The following is a 16,701-nucleotide window of genomic DNA, read 5'->3' on the forward strand; positions in this document are numbered from 1 at the left end:
CTCCAAAATGTTAAACTTGTACCCATCGATTTCGATGAATGACTTCAACAGATGGTGCAAGAGCTTCTGTTCTTTTTTCTTCATTTCTTCTTTTTATTTCCATCATTAATTCGTTTGATGAATAGCTTACTTCCCCTTTACCAATTAAACCATTCATTCCATAAACTTCAACGACATCACCTTTTTGAAAAGTACCATGGATTTTAAATACTCCAGCGGGCAATAAGCTTTTGCCATTATAAAGAATCGCTTCTTCTGCTCCTTGGTCGACATATATTTTCCCAGTTGACTCTGAATGAAAGGCGATCCATTGTCTGCTCGTATTAATTGGGGGAAAATCCGCACTGGAAATGTATGTTCCATCTCCATTACCGTGAAGGATTTCCTGCAATTTATCAGGACCTTGTCCTTTCCCAATAAAAACAGGCACTCCAAGAGAAGTAGCTTTTTTTGCTGCGAGTAATTTAGATCTCATTCCACCAGTACCAACTTTAGATCCTACTTCATTCGTACCTTCGAGCATTTCCTCAGTAATTTCATTCAAAACATCTAATTTCTTTGCTAACGGATTTTGGCGTGGATTAGAATCATATAATCCATTAATATCCGTTAAAATAATTAGCTGATCTGCATGAATAAAACCACTGACTAAGGCTGAAAGCATATCATTATCTCCAAAAGTTAATTCCTCAACAGAAACAGTGTCATTTTCATTAATTATTGGCAAAATTCCGCGTTCAAGTAGTTCCATGATCGTAGCAAATGCATTTCTATATCTTTCACGATTGGAAAAGTCATTTCTTGTTAAGAGAATTTGAGCGGGGATAATTCGATACTCGCTAAATTTTTCAATATAAGACTGAATCAACACGCTCTGTCCCACTGCAGCAGCAGCTTGCCTACCTTTAATTGTAACTGGTCTTGAAGGATAACCAAGTCGAGCAAACCCAGCCGCAACTGCTCCAGAAGAAACTAAAATGACTTCATGTCTTGCTTGTCTTAATTTAGCAACTGCTTGAACATGATCATTTAACTTCTCTTGATCAATCTCGCCTCTATCATTTGTCAAAGAACTACTCCCAATTTTTACAACAATCCGTTGCTTTCTCATCTTCCTATCCCCTTGTTTTTACAATAAATGGAAATAAAAAAAGCTCTTCATCCCTTCATTTAAGGACGAAAGAGCATTGCTTCCGCGGTACCACCATAATTAGATGTAAAATACATCTCTCTTTGCCTCATAACGTGAGGTTTACGCTTATGTTTTTCATAAGACTCCAAAGGCAGGTTCCGTAAATTGATCGTGGCGAAATCTTTCAGCTCATAAATTTCGCTCTCTTTCACATCAAGACTTACGTACTAGTCCTTCGTCAACGTTCATTGATTTTATAATATTATGACGATGAAATTAAGAAAAGTCAAGTAGTTGAATCAAGTTGTTGAAAACAATAATCCTCTACCATTTTTTCCTCTTCTTCATCCAATGCAAAGTCCAATACTTGATTTGTAACTTGTTCAATAAATTCATAATGTGCTACTCGCTTTTTATCACCTATAACAGAAAAAATGACGCGTAATTGGATTCCATTTTCCGAAAAAAGTTCATCATCTTCAGGAACATCAATATTAAGGTAAAATTCATATCGATCTCCTTCAAGAATCCCTGTTGGATCTTGCAGTTGCTCTACTGTATATCCTGTAATTTCCATTTAAAGACCTACTTCCTTGACAATCTTTTTTTCATAAATAGTATGGCTAGTATAATGACTAATACTACTAAAACAATATATATGATATTTGAATAAACATCCATTATCTTAACAATATCTTCCCAAGATTCTCCTACTGCAGCGCCCAAATTAACCAAAACAATGTTCCAAATAAAAGTTCCAACAGCCGTTAATAATAGAAAAAGTCCAAAATTCATATTAGCCATTCCAGCTGGAATTGATATAAGACTTCGAATCAATGGGATAAAACGACAAAAGAATACTGTCCATACTCCGTATTTAGCGAACCAAGCATCCGCTTTATTCAGATCGTCTTTCGTTAATCTTAAATAATGGCCGTATTTACCTACTATTTTTTCCAGTCTATCAACATTAATAAGATGACCAATTCCATATAAGACGACCGCTCCGACAACTGAACCCAATGTTGCAAACCATACAACGCCCATAACAGTGAGTTCAGTTTTAATTGTCATAAAACCACCAAATAATAAGATTACTTCAGAAGGGATGGGTGGAAATATATTTTCAATTGCGATTAAAATTAAAATTCCGATGTAACCGAACTTTTCCAATATCTCTATTATCCATGTTTCCATCTTGTACACTCCCAAAATAATCATTACTTTATCATACAAAACATAGAGTAATTTTATTACTAGATTGCTAAAAAGTATATAAGGACAGATAAATCTCTTTATATGATAAGCTAGTAGTATATTACTTTGTGGAGGTTCGATTGTATGGAAAATTTGTCGATTCGTTCGCTGATAGAAGGATTTAGGAAAAAGCAATTATCACCTGTAGAAATAACTAGATTATATTTGGACAGAATTCACCACTTACAAGATTTAAATGCATACATAACTGTAACAGAAAATGTAGCACTTCAACAAGCTGAGATAGCTGAGAAAAAATATTTAGCAAATGAAGCTTTGGGAGTTTTAGAAGGAATCCCCCTCTCTTACAAAGATAACCTCGACACAAAAGGTATTCGAACAACAAGCGGTTCAAAAATTGATGAAAATTACATTCCAAATAAAGATGCCGGTGTAGTTTATACCCTTCAAAGAGAAGGAGCCATTAACTTAGGTAAAGTAAATATGCACGAATTTGCGTTTGGGATTACATCTAACAATCCGTTTTACGGCTCTGTTAAAAATCCTTGGAATAATGACTATACTCCTGGAGGATCAAGTGGCGGGTCAGGTGTAGCTGTTGCAGCTTCACTAAGTGTAGCTTCGATTGGAACTGATACAGCAGGTTCAATACGTATTCCTGCGGCTTCTTGTGGCGTTGTTGGATTAAAACCGACACATGGTTTAGTGGATGCTTCAGGTGTAAAACATATTTCGTGGACTCTTGACCATATTGGACCCTTAACAAGAAATATGGATGATTTAGCTATTATGATGGATGCTATGACTGGTAAAAATTATACTAAGTATTTAAAAGAGGATATTCGCGGATTGAGAATTGGTGTTCCGAAAAACTATTTTAATGAGGGAATTGATCAAAATACAGCACTACTTTATAAGAAAGCATTAGAAGATTTAGAGAGCCTTGGGGCGATTCTAATCGAAATCGATATCCCATATACAATTGAAGATCTTGCCCTTTCATTTGCAATTGGATTGTCAGAAGCAGGATATGTACACGAAGAGTCAATATTATCTGCATTGGATTCCTTCGGTTTAGATGTAAAAATGTCACTAGAAAATAGCCATTCCATCCCAGCCATTGATTATATAAAAGCGTTAAAGAGAAAAACTCAATTGACTGTAGAATTCGAGCAAATTTTTGAAAAGGTAGATGTCATAGCAACCCCAACTACTCCTATAACTCCTCAAAAAATCGGTGAGGAAATGGTAACGATCAACGACATTCAAGATAGTGTATTTAATACTATGATTCGGCTTCCAGCTGTATTTAATCTAACAGGACATCCCGCATTATCAATACCTTGCGGATTAGCTGAAAATGGCCTTCCAGTTGGATTACAGTTTGCTGCTGCAAAACATAAGGAAAAAGTTTTGATTCATGTTGGTTATGCTTATGAACAAGCATTTTTGAGATCATTTTATGAAAAGAGAAATAGATTAGCTGACTTAGCAATTGAAAGTAAGTAGAGTGTTTTCGAATAATGAGAGCGGGACATAACTAATTTCGACAAAATAAATTTGAAAAATAGGTTGATTAGTCTATATGCCCGCTCCGGAAATATACTCCGCTAAGTTAGATCATTATTAGTCTTTAAGTTTTATTGTTTTAGTTATGTCCCAGCCTATCTTATTTGTGAATCTAGTGGGGTTTTTATTTTTTTCAAATGCAATACTAAAAAAAGATAGTATCCGGCATAAGGTCATTAAAATTGTAAATAATTTCAATTTCAATGATATAATTAATTAAACTTTTTTCATAAAGGAGAAACGGAAAATGATTAATCAAGTCGGTCAAATTATGTTATATGTACATAATCAAGATGAATCATTAAAATTTTGGACGGAACAAGTAGGATTCGTTGTCATTTCTGAGACAGATACTGGACAAGGAATGAAATGGTTTGAAATTGCCCCATCAAAAGAAGCACAAACGAGTATCATACTCCATAACAAGGATTTAATTGCCAAAATGCAGCCTGAATTAAACCTTGGTACTCCTTCATTAATGTTTTTCACTGAAGATCTAGACAAGTTATATCAAGACTTTACTGAAAATAATATTACTGTTGGAGAAGTAGTAAATATGCCATCCGGAAGAGTATTTAACTTTGCTGACCGTGAAGAAAACTATTTTGCCGTGATGGAGAGAAATTAACAATTTTCTTTATAAAAAAATGCAGAGATTTTGTTCTCTGCATTTTTTTGAACATGTGACAGATTATCGCTATTCGTAATTTTTTTAAGATAATACCTCTATCGTTTCTAAAACATGATTAAGAAAATCCTCAATTTCATTCATATTTTCCTCATCTATTTTATGCTTGAATTTAGCCTCGATGGTGTTTAAGTAACCAGCATCTTCTTGTTGATATTCAAAACTTAATGTTTGTTTTATCTCGATTTCGTTTTCCCAAATTGAATTCAATGCTTGATTAATTATTTCGCATTCTTTGGAAACATTATCTATTCGTTTATAAAATTTTAACGTAATCGAACAGCCCGGATTAGCGCTCGGCAATTCTAGTATTTCCTCAGCTAAATCCTTTAAAGAAGCCTTCAAAGCAACTTCAGCTATTACATCAGGACAATCCACTAAAATAAATTGAATGGAAAAATTTCTAGCTAGGACTGCAAAATCCATTTGATCTACCCTGTTTACAATCGAAATAATTCCGTCAATGTTATCAAGATCATACACCTGATTTTCTATTGCAACTTTTAAATTCTCAAAAACTGTCGGATCGTACATTTATGTCCTCCAAAAGTATGTTGTTTTTCTTTTGTTATTCATCCAGTCATGAATTTTTCTAGGAATGTTTTTTGTTTATCCCAATGAATCATATGTTATAAATTATTCAAAAAAACAATCGTAACACATTCTACATTGTCTTTATTCATGTATTCCCCGTTTTCTAGCATTAGCTAACTTTTTAGGAATAGTCGAATGAATGAATGAATTGATTGGTGAAATAATATATGATTTAGTTGAGAAAAAGGTTTTAAAAAGGCTGTAATAATATAAAAGACAAGTGAAAAGCTCACATATCACTCATATAAAGTTAAAAATTGTACAGGATACTTTCCCCATTTAAAAAGGGTTTACAGTGTAATTTACAAAACAACGGCATTCGTTCTTTAATCCACTGATGGACTTCAACATTCTCCATATGATTTGCATAATAAAATATAATCGAAATCAGCATAAAACCTTCAACAATTAGTAATATATCTTTCGAATAAGTGGTGTTTCCAAAATAAGAATTTAAGAAAATATCCCTTGTTTCAGAAGTTGAATTCAATGCACCCATAGCAACATCTAAAAGATAATGACCGAAGCCAAATAACCCGAAATCAATAAAAGCTATTTCCCTTTTATCCGTCACAAGAATATTCCCCATATTTAAATCTCCGTGAATAATTCCCCAATCATTAACGTTTTCTTTACTACCAAACAAACGAGAATGAATTAAGTCGATTGTTTGTACGATAATATCATATTCATATAGTTCGAATAACCCTTTTTCCAAACCTTTAAAAATTTTTTCAAGCATAATCTCATTATAGTTTCTGGAATAATGTGGGCGTGAATTAAGTATTTCTATATTCTTTAAGGTTTTAAAATATTTATGCATACGAGCTAACTGTTCCCCTAACTGAGCTACTAGCTCACAATCGGAAAAATCTTCATTTTGTAAATTTCTACCTTCAATCCAGTTTAACAACGAACAATAGATTGGTTGGTACCCATTTAAAAATAATTTGGAAATAAGCTGACCAGAGCTGGTTCTCACGGGAGTCTGTAAAACTAAATCAGTTTCATCTGCCATCTTTTGAAGTAATGCTAATTCGCAAAGTATCCCTTCTTTCGCATGTTGTATTCCTTCGATATTTTTTGTAAAAGGATAGTGAATCCGTAATAAATAGGATTGATTAATAGTTGGATCAATAACTTTATATGTCAAATTTTCATTGTGCCTGATCAAAGAGACTTGAGGAGCGTGTATTTCATAATCCTGAAGTATCATATTAACTAATGAAACAGGTATAGATATCATTTTTTAACTCCCGTCTAATATTTAGAATTAATAACTTCTATAAAAATAAAGTAAATTCCTTTTTATGAAGAGGTTCATAATTCCATTTTATGTATTGTATTCTAGTTAGAATCTGATAAAATTTCAATATTGTATGAAAATACTAAATTCTATCCTTAAAATAAAATTGGACCTTTTCTCTCTTAAAACAGTGAAGTATGTTTTTAGTTTCGGCTCCAATTTACATATACAAATACAAAAATAAAGAAGGGTTCCAACAATGAGCTTATTTGTACGAGAAAAATCATTTTACAAAACTTTTTTTACCCTAACAGTTATCATCGGATTACAAAATGTTATTACTTTTGGAATTAACCTATCTGACAATCTTATGATTGGAGGATATAGTGAATCCGCTCTCTCAGGAGTTGCCCTAGCAAATCAAATTCAATTTGTCCTGCAAATGCTTGTTATGGGTGTTGGTGAAGGTATGGTCATCATGTCTGCAAGATACTGGGGAGCGAAAAACATTGGATCTATCAAAAAAATATCAAGTATTGGGATGAGAATATCCATTCTAGTAGGATTGGTCATGTGGGCAATTATCTTCTTCTTCCCTGAAGCTGTTCTTTCATTGTTTACGAATGATGTCAACGTTATTGCTGAAGGAACGAATTACTTAAAGATTATTTGTTTCTCTTATATTTTCTTTTCAATCACAAGTATTCTAGTTGCTATTCTAAGAAGTGTAGAAACTGTAAAAATCGGTTTTATTTTATCCACTTCTACTCTTATCATCAATGTTTGCTTAAATTACATTCTGATTTACGGCCATTTTGGCTTTCCAAGTTTAGGTGTGCAAGGTGCAGCTATTGCAACGCTAACTTCAAGAATCATTGAATTAATTATTATTATCATTTTTGTTAAGCGCTTTGATCAAAAAATTTACTTGAAACTAAGAGATTTCTTACAATTTGAGCTCGATTTATTCAAACAATATATTAATCTTGGATCACCTATTATTATGTCTAACTTTATTTGGGGTTTAGCTATGGCTGTACAAACTGCTATTCTCGGACATATGGGTGCTGCTGCAATTGCAGCAAATAGCATTGCGACAACAATATTCGGAATTGTAGCTGTTGCTGTATTTGCTTCAGCTAGTGCTACAACTGTATTAATAGGTAAAACCATAGGTGAGGGTAACGTTAATAAAATTAAATCGTACGCCAAAACCTTGCAAATTCTGTACCTTATAATTGGATTCTGCACGGGTATCATTTTATTTTTCACTAAGGACTTTGTTCTCGATTTTTATACTATTTCTACTGAAGCAAGAAGTTTAGCATTGCAATTTATGACTGTGTTATCTATCACAGTATGTGGAACAGCTTACCAGATGCCAGCTTTAACAGGAATTGTTCGAAGCGGCGGAGATACGAAATTTGTTTTAATCAATGACACAATTTTCATGTGGATGATTGTGCTGCCAGCATCTGCCCTTTGTGCATTTGTATTTGAGCTTTCACCATTAATCACATTTATTTGCTTGAAGTCGGATCAAATCTTGAAATGTTTTGTGGCAATTGTGAAGGTAAATCGATTTAAGTGGATTAGAACATTTGATTCGGCAGCGGATGAAATGGAGGAAAAAGTGTTAAAAGCAAACTGATTATAAATATAAATTCTATAAAAACTGCAGGTCCAATGTTTAAATGAGTCTAAACATTGGACCTGTATTTAATTTTGTACTCGTATATCATTTTCTCGATTTAGATATCAAGTATTTCTAATTAATTATTTTGTTCAAGACAATGATACACCGCCATCATATCTCGTTTATTCAACTCACGAATACGATTGAAAATTGGGATATCTGCAACAGCCTCAATGTTCGAGCTTTCATCAACAACATCCTTTACTGTACCTGTTAGCCATGTTTGGACATCTATGCCATCGACTTTTTCCTTCCGCCCTTCATCATCAATGCCACTTGCATAGCAACTAACACATGGAATTGTTAATTTAAACACACCTTCGTACAGATTATCTTCTGATATAACTTTTTTACCTTTACAAAATGGACATGGATTACTTTTTTTAATCTTATTAATTTCAGTGACAATTTTTTTGTAACCAAACGCTTCGTAGACATACGTTATTTTTTTGTATTTTCCTTTGGTGAAATACTTTTCAATAATAGTTTCTCTCGTTTCATCAATATTGGAAAAATCACAAATTGTGATCCGATTTTTGCTGCTTATTGCCTCTATATTCTCTTTGATTCTGTCCCAGAATGGAAAAACATTTTGTAAAACCATTTCATAACCTACAAAGCTTGCTAGTTTTAGTTCAAGCATTTTCAGCGATACTTGTGTTTCCCTAGGAAGTAAGGAGACATCTTCCGTAAGTGCAATATCTCCTCCAACAATGGCTTTTAGTTTTTCTAGTTCCGGTAATTTTCCAACTGTTTTAATGACCTGATCAATCGGTTGATGAATAACCTCACGAATATCCGTGTCACCAAATGTTAGTTTTTTATGGTGGTTAAGAACTGATCCTTCACAAATCGGACAAGTAATCATTTCTTTTGAAGCTTTCATATGCTCCTTAATCATTGATTTTGAAATAGACATATAGCGTCCAATTATTATATTAAAACCTTCCCATGTTCTCCGTGTTTTCCCTTCTTTATCATAAAAGGACTGTTCCCAATACCCGTATAAAAATGTATGCTTTTCTGCTTCTGTCATTTCATTATAACTTTTACTTATATCCTGACCGAGCTCATTTTTAATCTCATCAAAGAGGAATTGTAATTTCGAGTATTGATAATATTTTAATACTTCCATTACATCTGGATGTAATAATCCATCCCAGAATGGTACGTTTTTGTCTTGAATGACAACATCAATATCAAATTTTTCAATAACCCTGCGACCGGAACAACTTGGACAATGATTTTCTTGATTATAGAAATCGAAGCTTCTTGTATCTTTATTCGTCGGATGAGAAGCCACAATATGGTTGATCAAACCACCTATCTCATAAAGAAAACTATATTGACTATACAAATGCCTTTCAAAATCAATTGCGATGACAGGTGCAATCGTATCGGATTCGTATTCACCGTAAATTAAACGAGCCATTGATGATAAGCTTTTCAAGATTCCACCCTTATAGACATTTTCTGCATTTTTAAAATAGTCGATATGGTTTTCTTTTAAGTATTTAACGCCATTTTTTGAATCTAGTGTTGAAGAAATATGCATAGATTCAACTTTATGTATACTTTTATCTTGACTAAAATAATCATTATGAGTGATAACATCCAGATGTCGAACAGGTTCTAGCTGTCTTTTACCAAAATCAACAATAAAATCAGAGCTTTCTAGCATATAATCGTTATGTTCAATCATTATAATGCTGACATTTTCATCTTGCAGGATGGCCCTGACACTATCAATAAATTGATTTAAAATATTTTGTGATAAACCTTTAGAAGGCTCGTCAAAAATAAAAAGAGTATGTGGGTTTCTTGAGTTCGAAAACAGCTCAGAAACTAAATGAACACATTGAAATTCACCTGTCGATAAGGTTTGTGTCTTTCTTTCCAAGGTCAAATATCCGAGTCCTAGTTTAATCAATAAGCTTAAGCGCTTATAAGCGATGTCTTCTTTCGGAATATCCTCAATAATGTCTTCTATTGAGCGTTCAAAAATATCATCGATTTCGTCACTGAATTTGGTAAGTCTCCTTTTTATATCAAGAAACGTTGCAACAGTTGATCTACTGGTAATTGATTGGTTTCGATCTTGTCCAACCATTACAAGTTTATCTTTTGGATATCGCTTCACAAAATCTTTGGCTATACATTCATTGACTAGTGTTGATTTACCACATCCAGATTCGCCTGTAAAAGTGACAAGTCTATTTTTCGGTATCCTAATTTCATCCATTTGAATATTACGACAGTAAAGATCATGAAATTGATAGAATTCTGTAGGCATTGCCTGATTACGTTCCCAATACGTTGGTTTTGGACGAGGTGATACTTCTACAATCTTACCGCCATATTTCCCACTCCCAGGTCCAAAAAACAATTGCTCATCCGTTGTATCGAGCACCGTGTCTGAATGATCAATAAGCCAGATTTGATTCTTATAGCCTAATTGATTAATTTGTTCTAAAATGTTCAAAAGTGTTTGGTGGTCAAGACCCACGGAGATTTCATCAATAATAATAACGGTATTTTCACTAGAAGACATGAATTCTGCCAAGTAAAGCCTTGTTAATTCTCCACCTGACAATGTACCCATAATGCGATTTAATGTTAAGTAACCAATATTCATATTGATAATATTTTTAAGAATTAATTGTTTTGCTTCGCTAATCTGTAACTCTTCTGCTAGTGAAAGAATCGTTTCAATGCTCAACTCGTTAATATCGGAAATACTATGTGGTTGATTACATAATTCTATTCTTTTTTGTTCAACTTCCGGATTATACCGTCTGCCATTACATTTATTGCATTCTACATTTTTGGTTGTGCCACGACCTTTACAAGTTGGACACCAGCCTAATTCATTATTAAAAGAAAAAACTTCTGGAGAAAGATTAAATTTTTCAGCAAGACACACACGGATTTCTTTAAAAATGCCGGTATGTGTGCCAATCGTTGAACGCGGATTGGTAGAAATAGAAGATCTTCCAAGAAAAAGGACTAAAGGCATGTCTTCCATTTTAATGGCACTAAAATTCGTTTCCATTATATTAGAAAATAAATACTGATATTCTGCCTTAGGTAATAAGGAAACAAGACGCTTCTTGGATTCTTCACCAATAGTTTGACAAAACGTAGTTTTACCAGAACCCGATAAACCAGCAATTCCTAACGATTGATCTTCCGGTAAGACGGCATCTAAACGGTTAATATTATTGGCAATTAATTGATTGATTTTCATCAGCTATCCTCCCCATTCTCTAAATTTAGTATTGTCATGAAAGTAAACTTCAAATGAAATTAATTATTGTATTTTTTCTATCGAAGTAATTAGTTTTAGAAAAATTTCATCGCTTAAATCCAGCGATTAGTGGTGCTTTGATCAATAGCCACACAAAGTATTTACCTAATTATAAAAACTTCTACCCCATTCATTAGCTAAAATATTATTATTACAAAGCTTGTTATTTACCTCAATCCATTTTTATTAAAAATAATGCTCTCTCTAAATAGCAGAAGGCTGATTCACGTATACAGACTGTACTTTTCCAGATTAATTGTTATGTTCTAGTATCTATAGGAAAAGAATTAAATAGGCGCCTTTCTTGCTTCAGAAAAGCGCCCGATTGTTTAATAATGGTTTAATTGAATAAAACGTTTAATATGAATAAGGATGAATTTTTACTCGAATAATGTATCAAGCACCCAGGCATCCTTATTGATGAAGAAATCATCTTTATAATTCAGCCAACACTTTTTCTAGTTGTTCACCATTTTTTGTCCAAGCATATTTAGCCCCCTGGATCGCTCCGGCGCGTGCTTTTGTTGCTTCACTGAATCCAGTTTGCTCCATATGGAGATGGGTGGTTCCATTTTCATCTTCTGTTAAAGTCCATGTAATAGTAGTTCTTTCTCCAGCACTTTCCCAAATATAAGATAATGTATGAGGCTCGTTCACTTCGAGCACCTCGCCATTTACAATTCCATCCCACCATTCATTTGGCTCGGAACGGAATTGAAATTTATGTCCTACGATTGGTTTAAAGTCATTTTTCCATATCCATTTTGCAAGCATATCCGAATCTGTTAATGCATTCCATACTTTATCGATTGAACTTTTATACTGAAAATCTAATGATACATCTGCCATTTTTTACTCCTCCTCTAATAAACTTCTTAAAATTACCATTCTATCCGTCCAAAACTTCTCGTAAAAAGATACCCAATCTTTAATCTCCTTTAAGGGAGCAGCATTTAGGCGATATCTTGTTTCTCTACCAACTTTACGGTCAACAACTAAACCAGCATTTTTAAGAATGGCCAAATGTTTAGAAACAGCAGTACGACCCATTTGAAATTGAGGGGTTATTTCGTGAAGAGGTAACTCCTCTGATTCTGCTAACAAACTTAGCAATTTGCGTCTTGTTGGATCAGCAATTGCTCCATAAACATCTCGCTCTTGATTCTTCTCGTTCAAAATCACCCTCTCCTTACTTATTGGCCACCAATTGGTGCCATTATTATATGACACCAGACAGTGTCCAGTCAATATCTATTTTTGACATAATTGCATTCGTTTTATTCTCTTTTATGACATATAAAGGTTATTTTTTAATAAATCATTGAAAATCATTAATTCTATTAACTAAACTCCTCCTAAAGGATTATAAAACTTGAGCATTCTTGATTATAGGAAATGAAGTTCATATTCCTTTATAAAATGAGTCTATACAAATCATATTTGTAATACAAACATATGCTCCTGATAGAATAAGCGATATTCTGTTAAATTTTCTGAATAACTTTCTGTTGTTCTCATTTTCTCTTTTATTTAGCCATAATAAAAAGCACCTCTTTTTGTTAAATGAGTGTCTAACAAATTGAGGTGCAGTTAAAGAAATCTGAATTTCATTTTTTATTAGGAGCTACTTGGAAGTTACACATAAAATAACTTCCTCATTTTTTGAAACTTTACCAGTCGTAATCGAATGGTCAATATTTGCCATCTCATCAGAATTCGTAATAACAATCGGAGTTATGATACTTTTTGCTTTTTCTTTAACTTTTTCGAGATCAACTGTGACAAGGGTATCACCAGCCTTTACTTTTTCCCCTTCTACTACGTGAGAAGTAAAGCCCTCTCCATTCATTGAAACTGTTTCTAGTCCAATGTGGATTAAAATTTCTGCGCCATTTAATGCTTTAATTCCAATCGCATGTTTTGTGGGGAAAACTTGCATGATTTCCCCATCAACTGGAGATACTAATTTCCCTTCATGTGGTTCAATTGCAATCCCATCGCCCATCATTTTTTTAGAAAAAACAGGATCTGGAACATCTTCTAAAGATAAGATGTTACCTGAAGCGTATGCTTTAAGCTCGATTGTTTTAGAAGCTGATTGCTTTTTACCGAATAGATTTTTAAACATATAAACACAACCTTTTTAAAACTATTTATTATGAATTTGATATGAATGTAAGCTCCAATTTTTCAAACTAAATTTTGTTTTTCCGTCCACCGTTATTACACATTCGTTTTTAACAGCTTCCTCATAAAATCTGCTTGTAAATACAATTTGTCCATCGTTAATAAAAATTTCTAATGATGAACGGTCTAGATACATGTGGAGGTTTTGTAAATTATCAATTTTACATTGCCTAGTTTCAAGATTTAATTGATCAAAGCTTTTTCTTTCAAATGTTAATATCCCTTTTTCATTATTAAAAATGAGCTTACAATTGTTCTGGAGTTGAACTTCAAACTGTTTTCCAGCAAATTGTTCAATCTCAATCATAATTTCATTAAGGTCGCTGATTAATGGGATTTTTGTATGCTCATTGGCGATTGTTATGTTCTCTGAGTTTTCCTTATTTCGTAATTGCTTCATTTCCTCAACAGGCTTTTGATATAAACTGCCGTCTTGTATGAATATTTCTCGAGGAATGGTTAATGCATGAACCCACCCACTCTTAATTGAATGATGAGACTGTTCCTGTTCATCCCCCATACCCATCCAAGCTATTAAAATCCTTCTGCCTGTTTGATCTTCAAAAGTCTGTGGCGCATAAAAGTCAAAACCATGATCGAGTTCATTGAACTCATCATGAACAAAACTTTTTGATTTCATATTCCATTCGCCGATAAAATATCCGGATTGAAATAAATTTTCATATTTAAATGGTTCTGTCTTTAATCCTTGAGGAGACACCAATAAGATATCTGTATTATTTAGAGAAAAAAAATCAGGACACTCCCACATATATCCAAAATGATTTGGAAGCGATATGCCCTTTCCAGCTAATGGACCTTCCAATTGCCAATGCTCTAAATCGTCTGAAGAAAATAGAACAACTGTTCCGTCATGAGATGTAGTTTGTGCGCCAATGACCATAAACCACTTATTATCATGTTGCCACACTTTTGGATCTCGAAAATGAGGTGTGTATCCATCAGGTAAATGAATGACCGGTCCTTTTTTCTCAAAATGAATACCATCTTCAGATATTGCTAAGCATTGATATGTTTCCCGGCCACCATCTTCTGTTTTAACGTTTCCGGTATAAAAAAGGAATAACTTATGATCATATTCAATGGCAGAACCAGAATAACATCCGTCTTTTTCATACCATTCACTTGGAACTAGTGCAGGTGGGTGTTCCTCCCATTCAATTAGATCATTTGAAGAATAGTGCCCCCAGCATTTAAATGTATGTTTCGTATCAAACGGGTTCCATTGGTAAAATACATGATATTTTCCTTTATAATACACTAACCCATTTGGATCGTTCATTAAACCAACCGGCGGAGTCAAATGAAAAGCAAGTCGATAATTATCTGGACTTTTAGGCTGGAATTGCTTTATCCTTTGAAAAATATCATTTCTTAGCTGTATTTCCTTCTCCATAATGAACTCCTTTTAAAAAATATTAAGCTATAAGTTTTATAGCAGAAAAGCGGTATAGAGTAAGGTTTACTCTTCACCGCTCATTTAGTTTTATTAATTAGTTTTTATTCAAATCCTTTACCATTTTATCGGAGAATCCAAAAAGCCATGTTAAAATAAACGCCGTAACAATCGCAACAATATTAACGAGCAGGTATAACAAGATTTGTCCATTTAAATAGAGTAACGTACCAGGGATAACTGTAATTGCCATTCCTGTTGCCTTAAGACCGAATATGGCAGATAAGAAACCGCCTACTCCCCCTCCGATTAATCCAAAAATAAAAGGTTTAAAATAACGAAGGTTAACTCCAAAAACTGCCGGTTCGGTTATTCCTAAAAACGCTGAAAGAGATGAAGGCAGAGCTAGAGCTTTTAACTTCGCAGACTTCGTTTTTAATCCAACTGCTAGTGCAGCACCACCTTGAGCAGCAACTGAACAAGTAACGATTGCATTATATGGGTTATTACCATACGCTTCTAATAGCTGGATTTCTAACATATTAAAGATATGATGCACTCCAGTTACAACGATAAGCTGGTTCAAACCACCGATAATAAGTCCGCTAATTCCTAATGGCCATTCTAATATTGCTTTAAATATTGAGAGAATAATATTTTCTGCGGAATGGAAAATAGGTCCAATTACAAATAATGCTAGAGTAATCATTATTAATAAAGATAAGAATGGAGTTACAATTAAGTCCAACACCTCTGGGACTCTTTTCCGGATCCAGCGCTCAAGTTTGGCACCGACGATTCCTGTTATAAATGCCGGCAATACAGAGCCTTGATACCCTACTACTGGAATAAATCCTAAGAATTTAATTGGATCAGCATCACCTGCAGCTACTGCATATGCATTTGGCAGTGCAGGACTAACGAGCATTAATCCTAGTACTAATCCGATCGTAGGACTACCACCGAATACTCGAAAAGTAGACCATGCTACTAATGCTGGTAAAAATATAAATGCAGTGTCTGTAAGAACTTCAGTAAATAGAATAAAATTCTGCGAAATATCATTTGGTGTTAATCCAAACAAAGCTAAAATTTGTTCCTGCATGACCAGACCACGCAACCCCATAAATAAACCGGTTGCAACAAGTGCAGGAATAATAGGAACAAATACATCTCCAAATGTTCGAATAGCGCGTTGAAAACTGCTACCAGCTTTAACTGCTTCTTGAGCTTGATCAGATTTCGTCAAACCACTAATTCCTAGCTTGACCACTTCTTCATACATCCTATTAACAGTACCAGTTCCGAAAATAACTTGGTACTGCCCGGAATTGAAGAAAGCACCCTTTACTTTATCAATACTTTCTACACGTTCTTGGTCAATCTTTTCCTTATCTTTGACCATGATTCGTAATCTAGTAGCACAATGGGCAGCTGAAATAATATTGTCTTCTCCGCCGATTGCTTCAATGAGGTCTTTTGCAATTTGATTATTCTCTGCCATGTATTCTCACTCCTTATTTTATTGTTTACTACACTTTACCCACTTTAATATTTCATAGGCATCATTCTTCTACTTAGTATGGAATCGATTCCATAAAAGGTTTAATGAGTAAAGGTGATGTAAAATACTTAAATTATTCATAT

General features: G+C 33.8%; 14 protein-coding genes and 1 other annotated feature. Of the genes, 3 read left to right on the forward strand and 11 right to left on the reverse strand.

Translation table 11 applies throughout. From position 1 onward, the window contains the following. Window positions 1-10: 10 nt before the first annotated feature. From proB to MT489_RS03340, 3 genes are all read right to left on the reverse strand, one after another. Window positions 11-1,111 (reverse strand): glutamate 5-kinase, encoded by a 1,101-nt coding sequence (proB, locus tag MT489_RS03330; RefSeq protein ID WP_244680074.1) that lies wholly within the window; start codon window positions 1,109-1,111, stop codon window positions 11-13. Between the two features lie 58 nt (window positions 1,112-1,169). Continuing rightward, window positions 1,170-1,383: a binding site (T-box leader), on the reverse strand. Window positions 1,384-1,418: 35 nt separating this feature from the next. Continuing rightward, a complete protein-coding gene (locus MT489_RS03335) occupies window positions 1,419-1,709 on the reverse strand; it encodes a DUF6509 family protein (protein ID WP_244680075.1) in 291 nt (96 codons plus the stop codon). Window positions 1,710-1,717: 8 nt separating this feature from the next. Then, complete coding sequence (locus MT489_RS03340; protein WP_244680076.1) at window positions 1,718-2,329, reverse strand: DedA family protein; 612 nt, start codon at window positions 2,327-2,329, stop codon at window positions 1,718-1,720. A 144-nt stretch (window positions 2,330-2,473) separates the two neighbouring features. On the opposite strand from MT489_RS03340, the gene MT489_RS03345 reads away from it, so the two are divergent. Then, window positions 2,474-3,859, forward strand: coding sequence for an amidase (locus MT489_RS03345; protein WP_244680077.1), 1,386 nt, complete (start codon window positions 2,474-2,476; stop codon window positions 3,857-3,859). Window positions 3,860-4,166: 307 nt separating this feature from the next. Then, window positions 4,167-4,547 (forward strand): VOC family protein, encoded by a 381-nt coding sequence (locus tag MT489_RS03350; RefSeq protein WP_244680078.1) that lies wholly within the window; start codon window positions 4,167-4,169, stop codon window positions 4,545-4,547. 84 nt (window positions 4,548-4,631) lie between these two features. Here the strand turns inward: MT489_RS03350 and MT489_RS03355 are convergent, their stop codons facing one another. Next, entirely contained in the window at window positions 4,632-5,141 is a 510-nt protein-coding gene (locus MT489_RS03355) for a hypothetical protein (protein ID WP_244680079.1), read from the reverse strand. A gap of 310 nt (window positions 5,142-5,451) precedes the next feature. Continuing rightward, window positions 5,452-6,447, reverse strand: coding sequence for a phosphotransferase enzyme family protein (locus MT489_RS03360; protein WP_244680080.1), 996 nt, complete (start codon window positions 6,445-6,447; stop codon window positions 5,452-5,454). A gap of 259 nt (window positions 6,448-6,706) precedes the next feature. Between MT489_RS03360 and MT489_RS03365 the strand changes: the two genes are divergently transcribed. Further along, entirely contained in the window at window positions 6,707-8,098 is a 1,392-nt protein-coding gene (locus tag MT489_RS03365) for an MATE family efflux transporter (RefSeq protein WP_244680081.1), read from the forward strand. A gap of 121 nt (window positions 8,099-8,219) precedes the next feature. On the opposite strand, the gene MT489_RS03370 is transcribed toward MT489_RS03365, so the two are convergent. From MT489_RS03370 to MT489_RS03395, 6 genes are all read right to left on the reverse strand, one after another. After that, window positions 8,220-11,390: an ATP-binding cassette domain-containing protein gene (locus MT489_RS03370; RefSeq protein WP_244680082.1), complete on the reverse strand. Its 3,171-nt coding sequence runs from the start codon at window positions 11,388-11,390 to the stop codon at window positions 8,220-8,222. A gap of 495 nt (window positions 11,391-11,885) precedes the next feature. Beyond that, on the reverse strand, window positions 11,886-12,299 hold the full coding sequence (locus MT489_RS03375) for an SRPBCC family protein (protein ID WP_244680083.1): 414 nt from the start codon (window positions 12,297-12,299) through the stop codon (window positions 11,886-11,888). A gap of 3 nt (window positions 12,300-12,302) precedes the next feature. Continuing rightward, window positions 12,303-12,626 (reverse strand): ArsR/SmtB family transcription factor, encoded by a 324-nt coding sequence (locus MT489_RS03380; RefSeq protein ID WP_244680084.1) that lies wholly within the window; start codon window positions 12,624-12,626, stop codon window positions 12,303-12,305. 448 nt (window positions 12,627-13,074) lie between these two features. Next, window positions 13,075-13,578, reverse strand: coding sequence for a PTS sugar transporter subunit IIA (locus MT489_RS03385; RefSeq protein ID WP_244680085.1), 504 nt, complete (start codon window positions 13,576-13,578; stop codon window positions 13,075-13,077). A gap of 21 nt (window positions 13,579-13,599) precedes the next feature. After that, window positions 13,600-15,054 (reverse strand): glycoside hydrolase family 32 protein, encoded by a 1,455-nt coding sequence (locus MT489_RS03390; RefSeq protein ID WP_244680086.1) that lies wholly within the window; start codon window positions 15,052-15,054, stop codon window positions 13,600-13,602. A gap of 97 nt (window positions 15,055-15,151) precedes the next feature. After that, a complete protein-coding gene (locus tag MT489_RS03395) occupies window positions 15,152-16,558 on the reverse strand; it encodes a sucrose-specific PTS transporter subunit IIBC (RefSeq protein WP_244680087.1) in 1,407 nt (468 codons plus the stop codon). Between the last annotated feature and the right edge of the window lie 143 nt (window positions 16,559-16,701).

This window comes from Lederbergia wuyishanensis (assembly GCF_022900255.1).
Lineage (GTDB): Bacteria > Bacillota > Bacilli > Bacillales > Bacillaceae_C > Lederbergia > Lederbergia wuyishanensis.